The sequence below is a fragment of the Flagellimonas allohymeniacidonis genome (assembly GCF_004296335.1).
GTDB classification, from domain to species: Bacteria; Bacteroidota; Bacteroidia; order Flavobacteriales; family Flavobacteriaceae; genus Flagellimonas; species Flagellimonas allohymeniacidonis.
Genome location: NZ_SGIU01000002.1, coordinates 1,068,298 through 1,090,066, shown reverse-complemented (window position 1 = coordinate 1,090,066; position 21,769 = coordinate 1,068,298). Strand labels below are relative to the sequence as shown.

16 protein-coding genes and 1 tRNA gene are annotated in these 21,769 nt (G+C 39.4%); 6 read left to right on the top strand and 11 right to left on the bottom strand.

Annotation, left to right across the window (positions count from 1 at the left end; all coding sequences use genetic code 11):
• Nucleotides 1-629 precede the first annotated feature (629 nt).
• Genes EW142_RS13295 through EW142_RS13285 form a run of 3 tightly spaced genes read right to left on the bottom strand, consistent with a single transcriptional unit; the run spans nt 630 to nt 4,466 of the window.
• Complete coding sequence (locus EW142_RS13295) at nt 630-1,265, bottom strand: DUF7002 family protein (protein WP_130614610.1); 636 nt, start codon at nt 1,263-1,265, stop codon at nt 630-632.
• Entirely contained in the window at nt 1,265-2,914 is a 1,650-nt protein-coding gene (locus EW142_RS13290; protein WP_130614608.1) for an adenylosuccinate synthetase, read from the bottom strand. Before EW142_RS13290 ends, EW142_RS13295 begins: the two co-directional genes overlap by 1 nt.
• Complete coding sequence (locus EW142_RS13285; protein WP_130614606.1) at nt 2,904-4,466, bottom strand: ImmA/IrrE family metallo-endopeptidase; 1,563 nt, start codon at nt 4,464-4,466, stop codon at nt 2,904-2,906. The genes EW142_RS13290 and EW142_RS13285 overlap by 11 nt, the downstream gene beginning before the upstream one ends.
• 353 nt (nt 4,467-4,819) lie before the next feature.
• Between EW142_RS13285 and EW142_RS13280 the strand changes: the two genes are divergently transcribed.
• Both EW142_RS13280 and EW142_RS13275 read left to right on the top strand, forming a co-directional pair.
• On the top strand, nt 4,820-6,700 hold the full coding sequence (locus EW142_RS13280; protein WP_130614604.1) for a hypothetical protein: 1,881 nt from the start codon (nt 4,820-4,822) through the stop codon (nt 6,698-6,700).
• Between the two features lie 55 nt (nt 6,701-6,755).
• The gene (locus EW142_RS13275; RefSeq protein ID WP_130614602.1) at nt 6,756-8,078 is read left to right on the top strand and encodes a hypothetical protein; all 1,323 of its coding nucleotides are present in this window, start codon (nt 6,756-6,758) and stop codon (nt 8,076-8,078) included.
• Between the two features lie 278 nt (nt 8,079-8,356).
• Here the strand turns inward: EW142_RS13275 and EW142_RS13270 are convergent, their stop codons facing one another.
• The 4 genes from EW142_RS13270 to mce all read right to left on the bottom strand — a co-directional run bounded on the left by EW142_RS13270 (nt 8,357) and on the right by mce (nt 11,288).
• Nucleotides 8,357-8,908, bottom strand: a complete 552-nt coding sequence (locus EW142_RS13270) for a BfmA/BtgA family mobilization protein (RefSeq protein ID WP_205783277.1) — start codon at nt 8,906-8,908, stop codon at nt 8,357-8,359.
• A gap of 359 nt (nt 8,909-9,267) precedes the next feature.
• The gene (locus tag EW142_RS13265; protein WP_130614598.1) at nt 9,268-10,479 is read right to left on the bottom strand and encodes a site-specific integrase; all 1,212 of its coding nucleotides are present in this window, start codon (nt 10,477-10,479) and stop codon (nt 9,268-9,270) included.
• A 224-nt stretch (nt 10,480-10,703) separates the two neighbouring features.
• A tRNA-Ile gene (locus EW142_RS13260) sits at nt 10,704-10,777 on the bottom strand.
• 109 nt (nt 10,778-10,886) lie between these two features.
• Nucleotides 10,887-11,288, bottom strand: coding sequence for a methylmalonyl-CoA epimerase (mce, locus tag EW142_RS13255; RefSeq protein ID WP_130614596.1), 402 nt, complete (start codon nt 11,286-11,288; stop codon nt 10,887-10,889).
• A 95-nt stretch (nt 11,289-11,383) separates the two neighbouring features.
• On the opposite strand from mce, the gene rbfA reads away from it, so the two are divergent.
• Both rbfA and EW142_RS13245 read left to right on the top strand, forming a co-directional pair.
• Nucleotides 11,384-11,776, top strand: a complete 393-nt coding sequence (gene rbfA, locus EW142_RS13250) for a 30S ribosome-binding factor RbfA (RefSeq protein ID WP_130615730.1) — start codon at nt 11,384-11,386, stop codon at nt 11,774-11,776.
• 2 nt (nt 11,777-11,778) lie between these two features.
• Nucleotides 11,779-12,987, top strand: coding sequence for an ABC transporter permease (locus EW142_RS13245; protein ID WP_130614594.1), 1,209 nt, complete (start codon nt 11,779-11,781; stop codon nt 12,985-12,987).
• On the opposite strand, the gene dusB is transcribed toward EW142_RS13245, so the two are convergent.
• Both dusB and EW142_RS13235 read right to left on the bottom strand, forming a co-directional pair.
• On the bottom strand, nt 12,984-13,976 hold the full coding sequence (gene dusB, locus EW142_RS13240; RefSeq protein ID WP_130614593.1) for a tRNA dihydrouridine synthase DusB: 993 nt from the start codon (nt 13,974-13,976) through the stop codon (nt 12,984-12,986). The two genes, EW142_RS13245 and dusB, sit on opposite strands and share 4 nt — an antisense overlap.
• A gap of 49 nt (nt 13,977-14,025) precedes the next feature.
• On the bottom strand, nt 14,026-16,443 hold the full coding sequence (locus EW142_RS13235) for an outer membrane beta-barrel family protein (RefSeq protein ID WP_130614591.1): 2,418 nt from the start codon (nt 16,441-16,443) through the stop codon (nt 14,026-14,028).
• Between the two features lie 152 nt (nt 16,444-16,595).
• Here EW142_RS13235 and lepA point away from each other — a divergent pair, with 152 nt between their 5' ends.
• The gene (gene lepA, locus EW142_RS13230) at nt 16,596-18,392 is read left to right on the top strand and encodes a translation elongation factor 4 (RefSeq protein ID WP_130614589.1); all 1,797 of its coding nucleotides are present in this window, start codon (nt 16,596-16,598) and stop codon (nt 18,390-18,392) included.
• 51 nt (nt 18,393-18,443) lie between these two features.
• Here the strand turns inward: lepA and EW142_RS13225 are convergent, their stop codons facing one another.
• Both EW142_RS13225 and EW142_RS13220 read right to left on the bottom strand, forming a co-directional pair.
• Complete coding sequence (locus EW142_RS13225; protein ID WP_130614587.1) at nt 18,444-18,704, bottom strand: hypothetical protein; 261 nt, start codon at nt 18,702-18,704, stop codon at nt 18,444-18,446.
• A 150-nt stretch (nt 18,705-18,854) separates the two neighbouring features.
• Nucleotides 18,855-20,693, bottom strand: coding sequence for a cation:proton antiporter (locus EW142_RS13220; RefSeq protein WP_130614585.1), 1,839 nt, complete (start codon nt 20,691-20,693; stop codon nt 18,855-18,857).
• A 184-nt stretch (nt 20,694-20,877) separates the two neighbouring features.
• Here EW142_RS13220 and EW142_RS13215 point away from each other — a divergent pair, with 184 nt between their 5' ends.
• The gene (locus EW142_RS13215; RefSeq protein WP_130614584.1) at nt 20,878-21,741 is read left to right on the top strand and encodes an MBL fold metallo-hydrolase; all 864 of its coding nucleotides are present in this window, start codon (nt 20,878-20,880) and stop codon (nt 21,739-21,741) included.
• Nucleotides 21,742-21,769 lie beyond the last annotated feature (28 nt).

Genomic DNA, 21,769 nt, shown 5'->3' with positions numbered 1-21,769 from the left:
CGCTTAGCCCTTGATTTGTTTCGCTCTGTTTTGGTGAGCGAAACTAGTTTTCATGTTATAAGCGTCCCAAAACTTACCAAACTAATACTACGGAGCGAGGCAAAAGATAGAATTCTGAATAAACTGGGCTTTTTTTCTTTACTACCAAGTAAAAAGCTTGAAATACAAAGCCCTTTCCAAGCTTCCTATTGGAAAAAAACGCAATCATCCATTAGCTATGATGTAGTGCTTTCCTAAGTGGCCCCACCCTGGTTAGGTTGCTACGCTCCTGGACCAGAGAAGTCCCGCTACTGAAAATAGAAGCCATCGATTTGCTACTGCAAATCGGAACTGGTTGTTCTGCTTCTAAGTCCCAAGCAAACTTGGGCTTTTCGCAAAACAAAAAGCCTAGCGTTGAAAACGCTAGGCTTCTGCTTAATGTGGTCCCACCTGGGACTGAACTATTCTTGTATTGGCTTTATTTTCAAGTGTTTATAAATCAATAAATCTGATTACTCACCGAAAAACTCACCAGAACTATGTTGGAATCTAAATGAACTTATTTAAGATTAAATATACCATAAATAAATATGATCTGTTCAAAATCAAGCCGGAAAGACATGTTCATCACCACAACGTATAACAATATTTCAAACTTCTTGCCAAGGTCCATTTGGATTATCGCTACGCCAAATTGTTTCAGGAAGAGTGCATGAATCCTCAAATGTGACTTCTGCTATTTTTCGATAACCGTATTCAAAATTGTCCAATGAAACAAAAGAATTTAGACCTCTTGGCGGTGGTGCACCATCCCATTTAGGGTGGCATCTTGTGGCTCCGGAATTCAAATGACAAAATTTTGAATGATCATTTAATGAAAGTAGAGCCTCTGTGCTGCACTTCAAAATCACCGGATTCTCATGAGAATATCTATTGAAATGAATATTTAACCTGTAAAGATTTGGCCAAAAGAAAATTCTACTGTTTAAATAGAAAATGAAATCGCTCACACTACAATTATCTTGAAGACATTTGTTCAAAGACTTAACTGATATAGGCCTTTGGTCTCGAATCATAATTTCATTGCCGTCTATGTCTTCAACATAAAAATGTTCTGGCCTTCTAGAGACAAGTAAATTTTGCTTTTCATCGTCTCCTAGATTGGAGCCATTCACGAGGGCAACAGTACTATGAATAACTCTATTCTCGAGTATTAGTTCAGAATTTTCAAAAGAAGTAAGGTGATATAGAAAAGGTAGTCTTTCAATTAATTCTTCAGCACTCATTAAATCCAATTTCTTTTGTCAATTATAGCTCTATAGTCGAATCTTGTTGCGATAAGACTTACGGGAACCTCTGCACACCTTTCCAATTCCTCAATAAATTTCGTCGTTTTTTGGGTTAATTGGTCATACCTTCTTGCTTTCTGATTTTCATAGTCAATGTAGTCCGAAAAAGTAAAGGCTATATCAGTGGGTGTATTTAATTCACAAGCTCTTCTAAAAAGTCCCCAATTAAATTCTGCAATCCTTCTCTTCTTTTTGGTTGTTGTAGTTTTTTCGATAATCTTCATTTCTTCAAGAGGATAATTAGATCTTCTGCTTACTTCCTCAAGTGATATTTCATTGCTATGAAAATCGCCTGAGCTACCATTGGCAGGACTTTGTACACGAATGGGGTAACGTCTCACTACCATAACTATTTTGCGAACCTTGTTAATTCCTATTCCGGCTTCCGATATACAGCCTCCGACAGAGGTTTCCCTTGATGTAACATGAGGATAAAAGCCATGATGCAAACTTAAAAATGTGCCCTGGGTTCCTTCTAATAAAAGTTTTTTATTATCAAGGTTCATTTTTTCATAGGTCTCATGAGCCGAACCTATATAGTGTTTTAACGAGTTACAGTTTTTTGCTTTAAAATCGTCATTTGCGCTTAGACGATTAATAAATAGATTATTAGCGGTTGCTGCACCAACACCCTGCTTAGTGGACCCTATCTTATCAAACAAGTCTTCAACTGCTCTTTCATTCTCCGTAATAATGGTGGCATTTTCATCGATTACCATCCTTTCCGTATCTATGCTAAATTCAGATATTTCTTTTAAAATCTGTTCTTCGCTAATGACAGCACCGGGGCCAATTACAATTATCGCATCTCTATTTTTATTTGAACCAGAGGGTATAATATGAAATACATCTGGTTTTGGTTCACTGTATACCTTATGTCCTGCATTTGGCCCTCCTACCCGTATGAGACAATCGTATTCTTTAGCAAGATATCCAGCAATTTGGCCTTTTCCTTCCGAACCAAATTGCCCCCCTATAACAACATCAACATTTTTATTATGAATTCTAGGAAGGATGCGCAAAAAACTTGCTATCCTTACGACATGGTCCATAGGGTTTAATGAGTCCTCTGTATGAACAACCAAGTCACATTTTGGCTTCAGTGATTTTACCTGCTTTTCTGTAGCGTCTTGAGAGTATTGTTCAAACTTTTGTTTAGCTTCTTCTACTGATGAAAAATTATCTTCTTTTTTCTTTCTGTTTATAAACCATTCACGTCTACTAGCTTCAGATGCATCTAAATAAATGTGATAAACTGAATCGCCATAAGCTTCACGAAAAAAAGAAACCTGACTTATTATTCTTGCGCTATCAATTAATATTCTGTTGTTATTATTAATCTCAGTTTGAAAATAATCCAAAACCCATTTTCCATTGGTTTCTTTATCTAACTTTTCCCCAAACGCTTGTAAAAAGCCTCGCTCTTCAGGAAGTTTTCCATTATTCTGTTTTTTTGCTATTTCTTGAAGTGCGCCTTTAGTGCCTAGTACTTTGAAATCAAACGAATTTTGGAGTCCCTCGCATATTGAACTTTTGCCACTAGCAATTTCTCCGCTGAGGACAATTACTATTTTCTTATTCCTCATACTTTTTAAAAAGAGTTAGGGTACGTGATTTATTAGGCTGAGCGTTTTTACCAGGGAGTAAATAAATGATTACATCGATGCCATGAGTTATTAATTCGTCATAAATCATGCCTTTAATAATGTTCCAGTCTCCTCCTGCTTGTCCTGCACCAATTGCTGGCATATGAATGGATGCATTGATTGATTTGGAAAATTCTCTAAGAGCTATGAGACCATCTCTAAGTTTGTCATATTTCAAAGGGATAACATCATTTTTAGGATATAGCCCTTTCTGAGCTAACATTTGAAAAACGAACAGATCGTCTTCTATTTTAACTGATTGGTAATTCCCAAGGTAAAATGATTCTTTTTCTTTTTTCCACCCATGTAAAGCCTTTTTTGACAAGGGGTATTTTTCGGCCATTGCCCTTCCAAATCCAAATCCAACCCCTCCACTTGAGTTTACAACCTGTGCTATAATTTTGTTTCCCTTACCTCTGGGAGAGGTAGCGTCCCCATAGACAATATAGATTCCTTTCTTGGGTTTCGGGTCAAAATATTCTGGTACAATGAGTATTCCAACACGAGCCTGTGTTTGTTTCTTGATTGGGGATAGGCCCACACCATGAATCGCATATCTAGTTTCCCCAAACAAACCCCAGTTTTCTAAACCATATGATGTAAATCCCGCTTTCACGCAATCATACACATTTGAATTTTCTGGAATTATATATCCCTTAGGTATTTCCAAATGAGCGTTTAAGGAATTCTTGCTGTAATTGACTACAAGTTGGTTGTCAGGGTTAAAGGTACAGATTGCAATGGTACAAGGCTTTTCGACAACCTGACTAAACCTTAAGAAAACGGACTCGACTGATGCCCTGTACTTGCGTGCTATGTCGATAAGGCTTTTAATATCTAAATCAACTTCATTCGCAGTGTTTGTAAATTCAGCATATGGCAGGAGCAATTCGGAAGCCGCAATATTACATAAAAACTCAAGTTGCCAAGATCCCTTTTCGAGCTCGTTTTTCCTATATCTAATCGTGTCTCCACAATCAGAAAATAGGGTATGGGCAATTTCATGAGCTATAGAGAAATTAATCCTAGCTGGGCTTTGAAATGGATTGTATTCAATCTTGAAAGTATTTGAGGCGGGTATTATTCTTGCTTCGGCAACTGATTCATTAGGATGAACCTCATACCCATTCATTTTTGCAAGCTTGATTACATCAAAAGGTGGACCATGCCATCCGTTTGTTAAAGCCTCCAAGACCATTTTTCGGCTTTTCTCTCGAATAATCTCTATTGGATCTGTTAGACCAGAACCTTCCTCATTTACTAGTTTTAAAACCGATGGGTGTTTCCACTCTATTGACTCTTCAAAAGGCGTTTTCTTCGGAATTGGCTTTTTGATACTTTGATTTTCCCTATTGACAAAAATGCCAAATCCTGACTTTTCCAGATATTCATTTAAGAAGTCCGTTCCTTTTGTTGGCGATTCTGCATCATCTATGTTTCCACTCTTTGCCACGCTGAAAAATTTGTAATCTGAATATAATTCTTTATCCAAAATCAAAACAGTTTTGACCGATTTAGTTATTAACTCTTTTCAAAAGGAAAAGAATAACTAATTACTTAAAACGGTAAATAGAGTTTTTGGGGAGATAATATAAAATTAAGATTTCGCCAGCGAATCTTGATAAACAAAAACCTCAAAAAAACTGTGGTCTTTGTGCATATAAATCAAACTTTTTCCATAGTCTGACCAGGGTTTTTATCCAACACCCCAAGTCATTGAATTCCAGCGAATCAACTCATCGTTTTTTTATGTAATTCGCAGATTAATTAATGAAGATGAAAGCTTTTTTGAAAACCTTATTACAGTCCCCCCAAAATAGTGTAAACTCAAAAAAATTCACCAAAATGAGACATTTACTTAAAGTTTTTGTATGTCTTGGCTTATTGTTTCAATGCGCTGAAACTCAATCCCAAGAACTTAATAAATCATCAAAAAAAAGTGACAATAGGAGCTCTCAAGGGCAAGTTTCAAGTCAAGAAAAAATCAACAATTTGGATGCCAGGCAATATGTAGAAATTTTTGAAATTAAAGGCCGTAAGAAAATAAACATTTGGAAATATAGCCAAGATAGTGTCAACCAACAGCGAAAGATAATAGACACAAAAAGTAACATTAGAATTGAATTTCTTAGAGAGGAAATATCTCAAAATAGAGATTTTAAAGGCAATATCACTATTGAGGGCAAGATTGTAAGTACTCAAGGAGGTGAAGACCCAGTAGAAGTTTATCCATATTCTCGAATTGGTCAGGAAAAAACCAAGATTGGAATCACAAATAGACCGCCACATGAAATAGCCACAATATTTGTAAACCTCATCCTTGAATGCCTTAAAACCGAGGAAAAAGTCTCGGAAGCACCAATTGATGACATAAACAACATTAGGTTACTTAGGCGATTAGAAAGTTATATTCAAGATATTTCTGATTTAACAGATGACGATGGATACGATGACGACGAGTTAGATGTGTTTTATTATTATTATGATGATGAGGAATTAGCTAACGAATCTCTTTATAAGAGATTTATGAATCTCTCCAAGGAATTTTTGGTAAGAAATATTGCCGCTGAATCGGATTTTCCCCCTGTGTTTAATGATGTAAGAAATTTAAGAAAAGAAGACAGGATTTCAAAAAAGTCATTCTTAAGCGGATTGAATGAATTTCAAAAAACGGTTAAAGAAAAAAATGATAATAAGAGGGATATTGTTGAGAGAACATTCCGTTCTGAAATAAAAAAATTCAATTCAAGGCTTCAAATAATCATTGACTACATAGATTATTTCAAATCTTCAGGGGAACAGGCCGAAGATGCTTTCCTGTCTACAATTCAACTAGACCATATTGCTCTAGACCAAATAGAAACAAATTTAAAAAATATTAACAGGCAACTATCCAACTATCTAAATCCCAGCACGAACAATAATCAAGTTTCCGCTATTGAAGCTTCAGTTGAATCATTTCACTTTGAGGGTGTAAGAGAGATTTCGAGATTAACTCAAATTGAGGGTACTGACATTGAGGATTTGATTGAATACCATGCACAACAATCCAAGAAAGAAAGGCAAATTATAGCAAAAGAAACTTCTTTATCACAAGATTTAATTGAGATTGACAAAAAGGACCTTATTGAAAAACTGGCTCTGAAAGCTAGTGAAATCATTTATAGAGATCTCAACTATGCAACAATTAATCTTAACAAGGAACGAGCTCAAGAAGGTGATTTATTATATCTCTATTTGATTTTAGAAGAAAGCCAGCGCAGAAATAACGGCAATGCCTCCGAAATTGTGCAAAAAGTTTTGCCAATAGGAACTTACGAAATTAGAAATACACGTTGGGAAGTTAAAATTGCCGACTCATTTCTTCTTGTGAATCGAATTAATGAGCCTTCAGGCGATGATGCGGACAACTTATCCCCATCCAACTTTAAAGGTGCCCCTGGAGTATCGCTACTGCTAACTTATCGAAGGGACGGACGGCACAATAATCGTTTTATCAACTTTTTAGAGCCTTCTATAGGTGTCAATGTTTCCTATATAGACTTCAGCACCGAAGACGATTTAGAAATTGGTGCGGGGCTTGTTATGGGGTTTTTTAACAACAAGATATTTGTTACCAGCGGCATTAATCTAAATAATACCGGCAGAAATGAAACAAGGCCCTTTTATTGGGGGCTTGGCTTTAGTTTTGCCAATATTGTCGGAAAGCTTAGCAAAAAGGACTAAAAAGAGCACTAAGTATTTACTAAAGTGAAAACATGTATTGTTAAAATACTAAAAAATGAAGGTTAAGCATATATCAGATAGGGCGCAACTCCTAAGTGTAGCAGATGAAGCATTGGTCGATGATATTAGATATGAAGATTTTGAAAATCATTTATTTAATGATGTACTATTCGGAAAAGGAGTTGCATTACATGAAGCTTATTACTTTAATTCAAGCCATTTATTAAGGCATATTATTAATAGTGGAGATGAAAGTTCTTTCTTTGAAGAAACTGCCATTGCAGGACTGGCAATACCAGCTATTAGCGAAACAGGAATTAACTCCATAAATGAATTGTATCACTATTTAGCTTACGATAAATATGATAACAAAAAAGAATATTTTCAACAAGAGCTATTCGAAAGTGCAAGGTTCGATAAATACATAAAAAATCTTGATTTTGGTTTGGCTACAAAAAATAACGCTATTTTTTGGCCTGAAGGTATTGGAATTGGTTATGAAAACTTCATTAGAAAAAACTTCTATAAACAGGAACCTCCTCAACTACCCCAAGGACAGGAATGGATTTGGGAAGAAAGTGAATTATGGAGAAATTCTTGCTTCGAAGAAGCTTTAATCAACTCAAAGAAAATTGACTCCAATGGAGGGCTAAGAAGAGGACAATTGTTCTCATCAATTGCAAAAGAAGTTGGGGTAAAAAACTCAGAAAAATATCATTCTATAAATCAAATTCTTGAGTTGGCAAAACCTAATCCCAAAACATCCAGTGCTTTAAGAATATTCTGGTCATGGTTAAATCAAAGTTATCATATCAACTTTTCGGAGAAGTTAGGTTTAGTTGCGGATTTACCAAATTATAATCCGAACAAAGACTTCCTCGTTGATGAATTAAAAATAAACTCCAAAAATCCTAATGATGGAAGTTCTTTTCATCATTTTCTAGTGGACGCCCCCAGCACTGAGTATCTTTTGAGTGTCAACCCTAAAAAATTAATTAATACTAGGCTCGGAAGTGCTGCGGATGATTATTTTGAGTCCCTAAATGCATTCCAAAATTCCCCAAATGATTCGACAGCACAACATTTCGTAAAACAGTACCAGGACTATTCAAAAGAAATTTGTAACCTAAGAACATTCGGTCATAAAAAATCAAAAAAAATCCCATTAAGTCTGTCCAGTAGTCATTTTCAGTATGCAGGTTATTTGACCAGTGCCATTTCTGCAACTACCTCCCAACCTAAACTTGTTATATTAAGTGGCGCTTTCTTAGCTTTCGGTCTTTACTTAAGGAATGAAGAAGAAAAACTTAAGGAATACGAAAAAGAAAAAACTGAACCAATATTGTTAAAGGTATCTCTAAATAAGAAGTCCAGCTAAGTAGACAGGATGTTTATATAAATTACCTCGCTCGGGCTTGCACAGAAGCAACTCAATTATCTTCTTTTTGTTCTTTAGGTTTTCCCGCAACGAGCAATAACCAATCTGGAAGTGAGTAAAATCAATAATTCATTAAGAACATGCCTGAGCGTTAGAAATTATTAAGTCTACCAAAAAGAAGTCTAATGCTAAATTGATGGCGAGCAAAAACAACGTTTTGCGCTGCAAGCGTCCCAAATACTTACACAAACTAATACTACTGAGCGAGGCAAAATTATTCAGTAATCTTTTCTCATTCTTTTTTTAAGAAGACCCAATTCAGTAGCGTTGGTATCAATTGTCCAGTACGAATTCCCAAACCTTGGCTTAACCAATTTAACTTTTGAAAGGAACTGTAAAACCTCTTCTTTTTCTCCTTTATATTTTTCCTCTAATTGACTTAATCGTTCCTTTGGAATCATTCCTTCCAATTTATTCCATTCCTCTTTTGTCATTTTTTGGAACTTCTTTTCAACCCGTTTAGGTTCTCTTCGTTTTTTTACAATTTCATGTTGACCAAAAAGTGCCAGTAGCATTGTGTTAGTAGGCAATGTCTGTGTCTTTTCAATATCTCGAACAATGGCAATCAGAGCATTAATTCGTTTGCGGGTCTTTTCACCATCTTCATCAACTCGTTTTGGAAACTTACTTGATGGTGATATTCCATGCCATTCGAAGAAGTCCATGACCGATTCCAAAGTTTCGGAATAGGACTTTGTTATTTTCCTTGAAAATCGCCTAAACCTTTTAATAGTTCTATGATGTAATCGTATTGTCCCAAATCCATCCATTTTCTTCATTTTTATCATTCAATTGTTACAATCTTAAACCCTGTTTATAAAGGCTGTAGGCTTAATTGTTACAATTTCAAGTTTTCTTCTTCTTTTTACCTTATTTATAAAATATTGATAATCAATATTTTATAATCATTATTCGAAACGTAACGTCGCTTTAGCGCGTTACCCTCTCGCTATTCAAATCTGGTCTACTTCGTATCCCAAATTTTGAATACGGCAAACCCGCCTTAAATTCAAATAAGTAGGTTGCACCCTATGAAATTTTCCCTTAACGTTTTTCTTCCCGAACACTGGAAAAATTCCACAGGAACCACGTGCAAAAGTCAGGGGTAAGATTTGGGATAAAACCAGTGCTAATATTTTCCTGCTACCAATTCCATGTCCTTGCTCAACTTATGGTCAAGCACCTTGGCATAAATCTGAGTTGTCCGCATGGATTGATGTCCCAGCATTTTGCTTACCGATTCAATAGGTACTCCATTAGATAAAGTGACCGTAGTAGCAAATGTGTGTCGGGACAAATGAAATGTCATTCGTTTGTTGATATGACATAACTCCGATATCTCCTTTAGATACTGGTTCATCTTTTGATTGCTTAAAACAGGAAGCAACCGGTCCTCCACTTGCCCAATTCCCGACATTCTGTACTTATCGAGGATTGCTTCCGCTATCGGCAAAAGAGGAATAGTGCTTTGTACTTTCGTTTTAGTCCGCAGAATCCTTATCCATTTTTTATTCCCTATGCTGTGGATGTTCTCTTCTTCCAACTTTTTTACATCGATATAAGCCAACCCTGTAAAGCAGCAAAAGACAAAGACATCCCTTGTCCGTTCTAATCGAGTGGACTTGAATTCCTTCTCAATTAACAATCGTAGCTCAATCTCCGTCAACACCTCCCGGTATGTTTTCTTCCATCTTGCTTTCCAGTGGTAGAAAGGGTTTGTTTTCATCCAATTATTGGCAAGAGCTATCCGAACTATTTTCTTGAAATTGGTGACGTACTTGACAATCGTATTATGACTTCCTGCTTTGCTTAATTTCAAGTGGTGCTCAAAACCAGTGACAAACTTTAAATCCACATTGGTAATGAATAGGTCTTTCCCGCCATATTCCTGAAAAATGAACTTTTCCAAATGGTTTCGGGTTCTAACGTGTCTTCGATAGGTGCTATAGGTATACTCAACTCCCAACAGGGCCTGCATGTTATCGTTATGGTCATCGTAAATCGAAAGCACAGTTTTGATTTTGTTTCCCTTGTTCAAAAGTTTATTCTTGATGGTAACCGCTGAATACGGTTGTCCTTGCGAAACATATTCCGCTTGGATTCGGCGGATGCGAACCTTTAGGTCGTCCAAATGGTAATTGACTTCATCTGCTTTGGGGTCTTTGCCAATGACCTTGTTCGAAATGGGGCACCAGTCCTTGGGTTTGATTTTCCTTTTTAGACTGAGTTCGGCCCTCTTTGAATCAACTGTGATTCGAAGGAAAAGAGGGGACATTCCGTGCTTGTCAGAATCACTGGTTTTTGGGTAAAAAAGGATGGAAAATGTGTTTTTTGCCTCCATAACTGTGCTTTTTGGATTATTAATATCACTTGCAAATCCTAACAAAGAATTGAATGTCAATTCTTTAACATAGTTTGAGCGGCATTTTTGCGAATAAAAAAGTACTCACCGAATCACTCACCAGAACGGTTGATTTCATATGGTTTTATATGAAATCAATAAAAATGAAAAAGCCTGAAAACAGTTCATTTTCAGGCTTTTAGGGAATTTTTGATATTTCCCAGTGGTCCCACCTGGGCTCGAACCAGGGACCCCCTGATTATGAGTCAGGTGCTCTAACCAACTGAGCTATAGGACCAAGCTGTACAACAGCATATTTCAAATTCCAAAATACAATATTTCAGAAATTCCTTCTTAAAAGGGCAGCAAAATTAGCTTTTATTTTTTGATGTGGCAATACCCGCTCCTTATTGAAGCTCCTGGCAAAGCTCTACCAAAACTCCATTGGTGCCTTTGGGATGTAAAAAGGCGACTTGCTTGTTGTCCGCTCCCTTTTTGGGGAATCCCGGTAAAATAACAAAGCCTTCGCCTTCCAAGCGCTTCATTTCAGCTTCCAAGTCCTCAACGGCAAAAGCCACATGGTGGATTCCCTCTCCTTTTTTCTCTAAAAACTTGGCGATCGGGCTATCCGGATTCGTGGCCTCAAGCAATTCAATCTTATTGGGCCCGGATTGAAAGAAGGACGTGCGAACACCCTCCGAGGCCACTTCTTCAATCTTATAATGTGCAACGCCAAACAGGCTTTTGAACAATCCGTTCGAAGTTTCCAAATCCTTTACAGCTATCCCTATGTGCTCTATTTTATCCATAGTCCGTTCAATTAACAATACAATTTCGGCAAAATTACGTACAGTTGGCGTGCCCAATCATGAGGTTAGTCATTAATTGCTGTATTTTTGCAGTAATGGAATCACAAAGACAACGAAAAATTGCTGGAATTATCCAGCAGGATATTGCTGAAATTCTTCAGAGAGCCGCCACTGATGGTGGTATGAAAGGGGTGTTGATCTCCGTGACCAAGGTTTATGTCACTGTTGATTTATCCATTGCCAAAGTGTACGTAAGTATCTTTCCGAATCCCAAGGCCAAAGAACTGCTGGCTGGTATTAAATCCAATCAAGTTATGATTCGGCATGAGCTCGCCCAACGAACCAAAAACCAACTCCGCCGGGTTCCTGAGTTGACCTTTTATTTGGATGATTCCCTGGAATACATCGATAAAATTGAACAATCCTTGAAGGGTGAGGAAAATCCTATTGAAAACAGGGATTTACTGGATAAACGAAAGAAGTCCTGATTTTGAACTTTCCGTTTTATATTGCCAAGCGCTATCTCCGTTCGAAAAGCAGTCAGAATGCCGTAAACATCATCAATTTCATCACCTTTTTGGTTATTGTAATTGGGTCTGCTGCGCTTTTTGTGGTGCTTTCCGCTTTCGCCGGACTCAAAACGTTCAGCCTTTCGTTTACCAACTCCTTTGATCCTGACCTTAAAGCCATTCCCATCACCGGGAAAACGTTTTCCATCTCTCCAGAAGAAGAAGCCCAATTAGGAGCCATTGAAGGGGTCACCCATTTTTCAAAAGAACTTGAGGAGCGGGCCTACTTGACTTTCCGAGGGAAAAGTTGCATTGCCTACATTAAGGGAATTGATGATAATTACAGAACGGTAACCGGGGTAGATAGTACCCTTTATTTTGGAAATTGGGGTATTACCGAATACAATGCCGTTATGGGTATTGGTCTTTATAACCTGTTGGGCGCTCCTGTAGACAACTACCAAACGCCAATCTCCGTGCTGGTGCCCAAACCGGGCAAAGGTTCCATTAATCAGCAAAGTTTAAATGCCAAACCTTACAATCAGTTGCCCTTGGTAATCAGTGGCGTATATGCCGTTGAAGAAAATCTGGACAAAAAATATCTTTTTGCGCATCTTCCGTTGGTGCAGAGTTTGTTGGAAAAGGACACATCCCAAATCTCGGGAATCAATTTTAAACTCAATAATTCGTCCTCTGAAGAGACTATAAAACAAGCCGTTCTTTCATCTCTTGGTAATAAGGTCCTTGTACTTAGTCGCCAGGAATTGAACAGTACCTTGTATCGAATGCTAAACACTGAAAACCTAGCCACCTATCTTATTTTCACTTTGGTGCTGATCATTGCTCTTTTCAATGTGGTAGGGGCCATCATTATGTTGATTCTGGACAAACAGCAAAACTCAAAGACGTTGTACAGTCTTGGCACTACAATCAAGGAACTTCGGCGTGTATATTTTATCCAGGGAATTTTGGTAACCACGCTTGGGGGCTTGATTGGGGTTTTACTTGGATCGCTGCTTATTGGAAGCCAGTTGGCCTTCGGGTGGTTAAAAATCACAGCCACTTTGGCCTATCCCGTGGAATACGATTATGCCAACGTATTCATTGTTTTGGGCACTATTGTGGTCTTAGGCTATATTTCCTCAAAAATTGCCAGTAGCAGAATCTCGAAGAAATTGATTGAGGCTTAGGCAAATTGGTAATTGCCGAACTTTTCCAACACCTCATCAAAAGCGGCAAAAACATCGGCAGCATCGTCACTTGTGACCATTTTCATGCGGTACTCCTTAAAATGTGGAATTCCTTTGAAGTAATTTGTGTAGTGCCTTCGTGTTTCAAAAACACCAAGTTTTTCCCCTTTCCAGTCGATGGCCATCTGCAGGTGTCTTCTGGCCGCTTCAACCCGCTCCTCCATACTTGGCGGCTTCAAGTGTGTACCCGTCTCGAAAAAGTGCTTTACTTCTTTAAAAAACCAAGGATTGCCAATACTGGCTCTTCCAATCATAGCTCCATCCAATCCGAAATCATCCCGCATTCGAACCGCTGCTTCTGGCGTATCCACATCTCCATTCCCAAACACGGGAATGTGCATACGGGGATTGTTCTTTACCGCAGCAATGGGTTTCCAATCAGCAAAGCCCTTGTACATTTGCACGCGGGTACGCCCATGAATGGATATGGCCTCTATCCCCACATCTTGTAATCGCTCTGCAACCTCAACAATTTTAATGGAATCGCTGTCCCAACCCAATCGGGTTTTCACAGTCACAGGAAGTTTGGTTCGCTTAACAATTTCACTGGTGAGTTTGACCATAAGGGGAATGTCCCTCAAAATTCCAGCACCTGCATTTTTACAGACCACCTTTTTAACAGGACAACCAAAATTGATGTCGATGATATCTGGATTGGATTTTTCCACGATATCCACTGCCTGCAACATAGAATCCAGTTCCGCACCAAAAATTTGGATGCCTACAGGGCGCTCCTTCTCATAAATGTCCAGCTTAATAACGCTTTTGGCAGCATCGCGAATCAAACCTTCCGAAGAAATGAACTCAGTGTACACCACATCTGCTCCCTGCTCTTTGCAAAGGGCACGAAAAGGTGGGTCGCTAACATCCTCCATAGGAGCGAGCAATAATGGAAAGTCGGGTAGTACTATGTCAGCAATCTTGGGCAAATCCTTTTTTTTGGAAGGCAAAAATACAAAATGTAGGGAAATCAGAGGGTTATTCGCTTTCCAGCCTATCGCGCTCGTTCTTATCTATGCCCCGTTGGTTGTCTTCCAAGCGGAAATTTCCGAAGTTATAGGTAAAGCCAAATCGAACAAATTGGGTCTCTGGGCGCCTTCGATAAAAATTATCTTGATTGAGATAGCGAGAGGTATATGTCGGAATATATCTTTCCAAGAGGTCTTCTGCAGCAATGGAAATCGTCGCTTTATTATTAAATAATGACTTACGCAACCCAACGGTAAGGTTCAATTGCTCATCTGAAATATACGACCCAAACAAAAATTGGGAAATGTAGGACATAGTCAATTCTCCGGTGAAAGTTCCGTCTTTTGAAAGGGTTAAATAATTGGCCAGATAGGCGTATACCCCATCAACCTCATTGGTGAACTCTTGATTTCCGCTTTCAACGGCCAAAAAGGTCTCTTCCTCATGAAAAATAGAAGTGTAGGCATAGAGAAACCAAAAGGGCATAATGCCTTTGCTTACCGTGAAATCAAAACCGTAGGATTTACTATCCAACACGTTTTGCTTCAATTCCACCAAGGTAAGGTCATTGTTGTCCTGAAAAACCAAATCGGCAATATTTTGGCCATTGTCCCTATAGTAGACATCGAAAAAAAACTCGCTGTTCAAGGTGTAGTTGAAGTTGAAGCTATTTCCAAAATTGGGAAAAAGCCGTGGGTTGCCTTCTTCAAAGTCGTTTTCATTAAAAAAGAAACGAAACGGATTTAGGTCATTATATCTAGGCCTATCCACACTCCTTCCATAGTCAAAGGCAAAGCTGTGTTTATCTGATGGGGAATATAACAAGTAAAGCGAGGGGAAGGGTTCAAAAAAGTCTTGAGTATTGGTTTCGCTCAAAGTCAAGGAAGTTCCCTCGGCATCTGTCAACTCCCCACGCACCCCAACTTTCATGGACCACTTGTCCCAATTTCGGACCAAACTGAAATACGCTGCATATACATTTTCATCATACAAAAAATTATCGGACAATGAAGGGTCTACCGTGTCGCTTGTACCGGTAAAATTGAAAAAGCCCACTTGACTATCCGACGAGACTGAAGACACTCTTGCCCCGGTCTCTATGCTTCCATTGCCCAACGGCATGGCATAATCTACCTGACCAGTCACAATCTGGATGTCCTGGTTGGTATCAGAATCAAATCCAAAGTCACGGATAAAACCGCCCCCGGCATCAAAATAGGTTGAGTTCAGGTTTTGTAGCGAACTACCATCATAATGCGTATAGTGTCCGTTAAAAGACAAGCGTGCTCCCGGTTTCTTCAATTTATGCTCATAGGTAAGGTCGAACGCCAAGTTGGTGTTATCTAAGCTGGTCGCGTTCACAGTGTTAAAAGTCGAATCTATTTGCCCTTGTGCATTTCTAATGCTATTGCTCAGTTGCGTATCTTGTTCTTGGTTCAGATTAAAGGCCAAATTTGAGGTCAGGTTAATGCTGTTTCTCTCATCAAATGTGTAATCCAGAATCACGCTTGCATTTTGGGGTTTTGAATCATTCACCTGTATATATTCCGTATCCCAAATTGAAAAAGGTTGGTTGTTGTTATCCAAGAAGTTGATGCCCTTGTCTGTTTTGCGAAGCTCTTTCCTTACGTTGATGGCGTAGTTGGCAAAAAGGTTCAGCTTGTCCGTTTTGTAGTAATGGCTGGTTCCGAAATTATATTTGGGAAATACGGCTTGGGTATAGCCGCCATTGATACTGCCCTTATAGCCGGGAACTATATTTTTGTTGGTTACTATATTCAGAATAGGACCATCTGTTGCTTCATATCGTGCCGAAGGATTCGTTATCACCTCAACGGATTTTATGTTAACCCCTGAAAATCCCTCCAATAAATCTCGAACCTCCTGGCCGGACAGCTGCACTTTTCGATCATTGAGATATACCGTTGCTGTTTGGCCACGAATAAGCAGCTCCTCCTGATTGACAATCACGCCCGGTGTGCTTTTTAAAATATCCCAAGAGCTCCCCTGCGAAACAACGGTGTTCTCTACTGTAAAGACCAGTCTGTCTGTTAATCTTTGAACCGTAGGTCGCTTTGAAGTCACCACAACTTCCTCCAAGGTGGTGGGTGTTGATGGAATCACCAAAGCGCCGAGTGAAACATCGGTCGCAATATCAAGGGCCAAAGGCATTGATCCTTTTCCAACATAGCTGGCTTGAAGCAAATAGAGACTGGCCGCCACATCCGATAAAACGAACTTTCCGTCATCATCTGCAGAAGTGCCTTGAACAAAGGTGGAATCCCTTGCTTGTAGAAGTAGGACATTCGCGAAGGGTATGGGTTTATTGTCACTGTCGACCACCTTACCCTTAATTTGAAACGTCTGTCCTACGGAACTCATCGAAATCAATAAAAAGAGCAGTATTGATGAGGTAGAACGCGTCATTTTTTCAATTGGGGTTGAAATTCAAATCTAAGAAAATATTTTAGAGCCGATGATTTGCACGTTTCCCCTTAATCACAAAAAAGACCGATACAGGTATTTAAAACACCTATATTTGCACTGTGTTGAAAGGCATTTGAAGTGCGTTAGTTGATATGAAAAAGATTCGGAATTTTTGCATAATCGCCCATATAGATCATGGGAAAAGTACCTTGGCCGATCGTTTACTGGATTTTACCGGATCCGTTACCGACCGTGAGAAGCAAGATCAGCTTTTGGATAATATGGATTTGGAGCGTGAAAGAGGCATCACTATCAAAAGCCATGCGATTCAAATGGAGTATACCTACAAAGGTGAGACCTACATTCTAAACCTTATCGATACACCCGGTCATGTGGACTTTTCATACGAAGTTTCCCGTTCCATTGCTGCTTGCGAGGGCGCCTTATTGGTTGTAGATGCTGCACAAAGCATTCAGGCACAGACAATTTCAAACCTCTATCTGGCCTTGGAAAATGATTTGGAGATTATTCCGATACTCAATAAAGTTGACCTTCCCAGTGCAAGTCCCGAAGAGGTGACCGACGATATTGTTGATCTTTTGGGATGCGATCCCGAGGAGGTCATTCCTGCCAGTGCCAAAACCGGAATTGGAATCGAGGAAATTCTTGAAGCCATAATCGAGCGCGTACCTGCTCCGAAAGGAAATCCAGAGGAACCTTTGCAGGCCTTGGTTTTTGATTCGGTATATAATCCCTTCAGAGGCGTTGAAACCTATTTTAGGGTGGTCAATGGAGAAATTAAAAAGGGACAAAAGATAAAGTTCGTAGCCACGGGCAAGGACTATTTTGCGGATGAAATAGGGACGTTAAAGCTCAATCAAATCCCAAAGAACAAAATTTCCGCAGGAGATGTGGGTTACCTCATCACAGGTATAAAAGATGCGCGAGAAGTAAAAGTGGGTGACACCATTACGGACGCCCATAAACCGACCCAAAATGCCATTGAAGGTTTTGAAGATGTAAAACCTATGGTTTTTGCGGGAATTTATCCTGTGGACACCGAAGATTTTGAAGAACTTCGTTCTTCAATGGAAAAGCTTCAATTGAATGATGCTTCCCTTGTTTTTACTCCAGAAAGCAGTGCAGCCCTTGGTTTTGGGTTTCGCTGTGGATTTTTGGGCATGCTTCACATGGAAATTATCCAAGAACGGCTGGAGCGAGAGTTCAACATGACGGTAATCACTACAGTTCCCAATGTTAGTTACCACGCTTTCACCACAAAAAATCCAGAGGATGTCGTTATTGTGAACAATCCTTCCGATTTGCCTGACCCTTCTACTCTTGAGCGGGTTGAGGAACCTTATATCAAGGCCACTATCATCACAAAATCGGATTTCGTGGGTAACGTGATGTCCCTTTGTATTGAAAAAAGGGGACAGATTATCAACCAGACCTATTTGACCACTGAGCGGGTAGAACTTATTTTCGACATGCCGTTGGCCGAAATTGTGTTTGACTTTTACGACCGTTTGAAAACCGTGTCCAAGGGGTACGCTTCATTTGATTATTCGCCAATAGGCATGCGGACCTCAAAATTGGTTCGTGTCGATATCCTGCTGAATTCACAACCTGTTGATGCCCTATCTGCACTGGTTCATTTTGATAATGCACACACCATTGGCAAAAAAATGTGTGAAAAATTGAAGGAGCTCATTCCAAGGCAGCAGTTCGATATTCCAATTCAAGCGGCAATTGGTTCAAAAATTATTTCAAGGGAAACTATCAAAGCCCTACGTAAAGATGTTACCGCCAAATGTTACGGTGGAGATATTTCTAGAAAACGGAAACTGCTCGAAAAACAGAAGAAAGGAAAAAAACGTATGCGACAGGTGGGTAATGTTGAGATTCCCCAGCAAGCATTTATGGCTGTTCTTAAGCTAAATGATTAAGGGGCTCCCTTAACCTGTAAGAAAGCCCCTTTTGTTGTTGGTTAGTTTGGTTTAAAGTCCAAAATCCAATTCGAGGTCACCGCTACATATTTGGTCGGCAAAGGTATTGAAGTCGGTACCTTCCAAGTCGAAGTTTTCCGATTCTCCATCAATCGTTACCGTCGCTGTTCCGTCACCATTATCTACAAAAGTAGCAGGCACAAGACCTAAAAGGTCACAGCTTCTTGTGTCAAGTTCTTCTCCATCATCACTTGAACATCCGACGAAGGAAACCGAGGCTATTAGGGCAAGGCTGAAAATTATTTTTCTCATAATTTCTAAAGTAGTTTAAGTTGAGGTTTATTCAACTACAAAAGAGCGCCTCAAATTGTTCTCGAACCAAATCTTGTTGTGTAATGCGCAGAATATGTTGTAGGGGCAGCTTTCTGAGCGCTCAGGGTGGAAAGCGAATCGTGCTTTTTTTTAAGAAGTTTGCTTTTCGACTTCAAGGGATTTGCCCAAATACGCCAATTTGTAGCCTTTCTTGATGTCTCCAATTTCCTTGCTCATTTCCGGGATGATCTTTAGATCACCACTCAAATCTTTAAGAAAGATCGGCATAACCTCATGATCGGTTCTACTGATTTCAATAAGAGCTTCGTAGTGTTCCTTATCCTCAATTTCCACTTCGTGGATACTTGGGTGTTTTTCCGAAATTTCGGTTAGTCTAATAAAGTCATATGATGCTGAAAAAAGCCCATTCTCGGGAAGGTTTTCAGGATGATTTATCTCTTCAGTACTTGGCAATCGAAATGCCCCATTCTCTCCAAACTGTTTTTGCAATTTATCAATCGCAAACTGATTGATTTCCGTGTTGCCCGTCATCGCGATCAAATAGCCCACATCATTCAATTCGATATTATCGGTCAGGGTATCCGCATAAATATTGGCCGTAATGGCTTCAAGGCCCAATTTTTTTGCCTTTTCCACATTGTTTTGATTGTTATCGATAAGGACAACATGCCGGTTGTTCTTTTTAAGGTAGTTTCCAATCAATCGCGATGCTTTGGAGGCGCCAATAATCAAGATTCCCTCGGACTTTGTTAGGAAGACACCTATAATCTTCGCAAAAAATCGAGCGGTTGTCGCATTGAGCAATACCGTGCCCAGCACAATCATGAATACCAAAGGGGTTATATATTCTGCACCGGGCTCTTCCTTGGCCAAAAGTTTGGAGCCAAAGAGCGACGCAATACCGGCCGCAACAATACCTCTCGGACCGACCCAGCCAATAAACAGTTTTTCGTTGAATTTCAAGTCTGATCCTTGCGCACTAAGAAAAACGCCAATGGGGCGAATCACAAAAACAATTACTGCAAAAAGTGCCACTGTATCCCACTTGTAGATTAAAATCATATCGCTGATATTGATATTGGCAGCGAGAAGAATAAAAAGAATGGAAATCAAGAGAACACTCAAAGATTCTTTAAAATAAAGAAGTTCTTTTAAGTTGGGTAGATTCATATTGCCCATAACCATACCCATTACCACAACAGCGAGCAGGCCGGACTCATGGGCGAATACATCAGATTCCACAAAAACCAGTAGTACCACGGAAAGTGACACTACATTCAATAAATAATGGGGAATAAAATTTCTTTTTATGGCAAATGCCAGTGCATGTGCAAAGGTGAATCCGAAGGTGGTGCCGAACAACAAGATTTTCCCAAACTCGATCAACGCTGTTTTGGTAAATGCCTGTCCCTCCCCAACACTGATGAACTCAAACACCAATACAGCAACCAAGGCTCCAATGGGGTCTATCAATATTCCTTCCCATTTTAAAACTGTGGAAAGGTCTTTTTTAAGAGGAATGTTTCTAAGAATCGGCGTAATTACGGTAGGCCCTGTTACAATGATCAAAGCGGAAAAAAGAAAAGAGATTTTCCATGAAAGTCCAAAGATATAATGCGCTGAAACCCCAGCTCCAAAAAAGGTGACCACCGTACCAACAGTAATCAATTTTGTAATCACGGGGCCCACGTTGGCTATTTCTGCGCGCTTCAAGGTCAAGCCCCCCTCGAAAAGGATGATACTAATGGCTAGGGAAACAAAGTAGTAAAGTCCATCTCCTGGAAAAAGACCCTTTTCGCCATTCCAAATAGGCTCTATCAATTTTGACCCATCTTCCGTGTACAATGTAGCTATGGGTCCTACAAGAAGTCCAATTAAAATAAGTGGTAAAATGGCAGGCAATTTTAATCTCCAAGCCATCCATTGGGCAATAATCCCCAGAATAATGATTCCCGCAAGTTCGAGCATGCATCAATTTTTGGTTAAAATAGGACTTTTCTTCCAAAGTTTTCGCCCATTGGGGCCAATCCTCCCTTAAGCGGTACTTCAGTGCATCGCAATTTGTGTTTTGTTAAAAAAGGCTCAATAATCCGCTCATTTTAGGGTCAATACGTTGCGCTTTTCTTATTTTGCGTGTCATTTTACTTTTTTAATGACGATTTATCCCGTTGAGACAGGAAATTTTAAGTTGGATGGAGGGGCGATGTTTGGTGTAGTCCCTAAATCTATTTGGAATAGAACAAATCCTGCCGATGCCAATAACATGATTGATTTGGCCGCACGTTGTCTCTTGATAGAAGATGGACAACGCCTCATTTTGATTGATTCGGGCATGGGAAACAAGCAATCTGAGAAATTTTTCAGTTACTATTACCAGTGGGGTGACCATTCTTTGGATGCTTCCCTGAATCAGTTGGGTTTCCATAGGGATGATATTACGGATGTGTTCATGACCCATTTACACTTTGACCATTGCGGTGGTAGTGTTCAGTGGAATTCAGATAGAACCGGATACGAGCCTGCCTTTAAAAATGCCCGTTTTTGGACAAACCAAGCGCATTGGGATTGGGCCATAAGTCCTAACGCAAGGGAGAAAGCCTCTTTTCTGAAAGAGAATCTTCTACCTATGCAAGAAAGTGGCCAGCTCCACTTCGTTCAAAAAAAGGATTCGCAGTTCCTTCAAAACTCCGAATTGGGGTTCGATATCCTCTTTGTGGACGGCCATACTGAGAAACAAATGCTCCCTTTTATCAACCATAAAGGAAAAACTTTGGTTTTTGTGGCAGACTTAGTACCGACGGTTGGCCATATTCCCTTACCTTACGTAATGGGTTATGATACCCGCCCCCTACTTACCTTAAAAGAGAAAAAACTTTTTTTGGAGAATGTTGTTGAAAAGGAGATAATTCTTTTCTTCGAGCACGATGCCCACAATCAACTTTGCACCTTAAGACAAACCGAAAAGGGTGTTCGCTTGGACGAAGTGTTCACCTTCAACGAAATATTCAACAGTTAACGTAGTTTTATAGAATTATAAATTCATA

Excerpts from the sequence above, each read along its gene's own strand:
- EW142_RS13280 (WP_130614604.1), top strand. The coding sequence starts at position 4,820 with ATGAGACATTTACTTAAAGTTTTTGTATGTCTTGGCTTATTGTTTCAA.
- lepA (WP_130614589.1), top strand. The coding sequence starts at position 16,596 with ATGAAAAAGATTCGGAATTTTTGCATAATCGCCCATATAGATCATGGG.
- mce (WP_130614596.1), bottom strand. The coding sequence starts at position 11,288 with ATGGATAAAATAGAGCACATAGGGATAGCTGTAAAGGATTTGGAAACT.
- EW142_RS13290 (WP_130614608.1), bottom strand. The coding sequence starts at position 2,914 with ATGAGGAATAAGAAAATAGTAATTGTCCTCAGCGGAGAAATTGCTAGT.
- rbfA (WP_130615730.1), top strand. The coding sequence starts at position 11,384 with ATGGAATCACAAAGACAACGAAAAATTGCTGGAATTATCCAGCAGGAT.
- EW142_RS13270 (WP_205783277.1), bottom strand. The coding sequence starts at position 8,908 with ATGGATGGATTTGGGACAATACGATTACATCATAGAACTATTAAAAGG.
- EW142_RS13275 (WP_130614602.1), top strand. The coding sequence starts at position 6,756 with ATGAAGGTTAAGCATATATCAGATAGGGCGCAACTCCTAAGTGTAGCA.
- EW142_RS13215 (WP_130614584.1), top strand. The coding sequence starts at position 20,878 with ATGACGATTTATCCCGTTGAGACAGGAAATTTTAAGTTGGATGGAGGG.
- EW142_RS13295 (WP_130614610.1), bottom strand. The coding sequence starts at position 1,265 with ATGAGTGCTGAAGAATTAATTGAAAGACTACCTTTTCTATATCACCTT.
- EW142_RS13265 (WP_130614598.1), bottom strand. The coding sequence starts at position 10,479 with ATGGAGGCAAAAAACACATTTTCCATCCTTTTTTACCCAAAAACCAGT.
- EW142_RS13220 (WP_130614585.1), bottom strand. The coding sequence starts at position 20,693 with ATGCTCGAACTTGCGGGAATCATTATTCTGGGGATTATTGCCCAATGG.
- EW142_RS13235 (WP_130614591.1), bottom strand. The coding sequence starts at position 16,443 with ATGACGCGTTCTACCTCATCAATACTGCTCTTTTTATTGATTTCGATG.
- EW142_RS13225 (WP_130614587.1), bottom strand. The coding sequence starts at position 18,704 with ATGAGAAAAATAATTTTCAGCCTTGCCCTAATAGCCTCGGTTTCCTTC.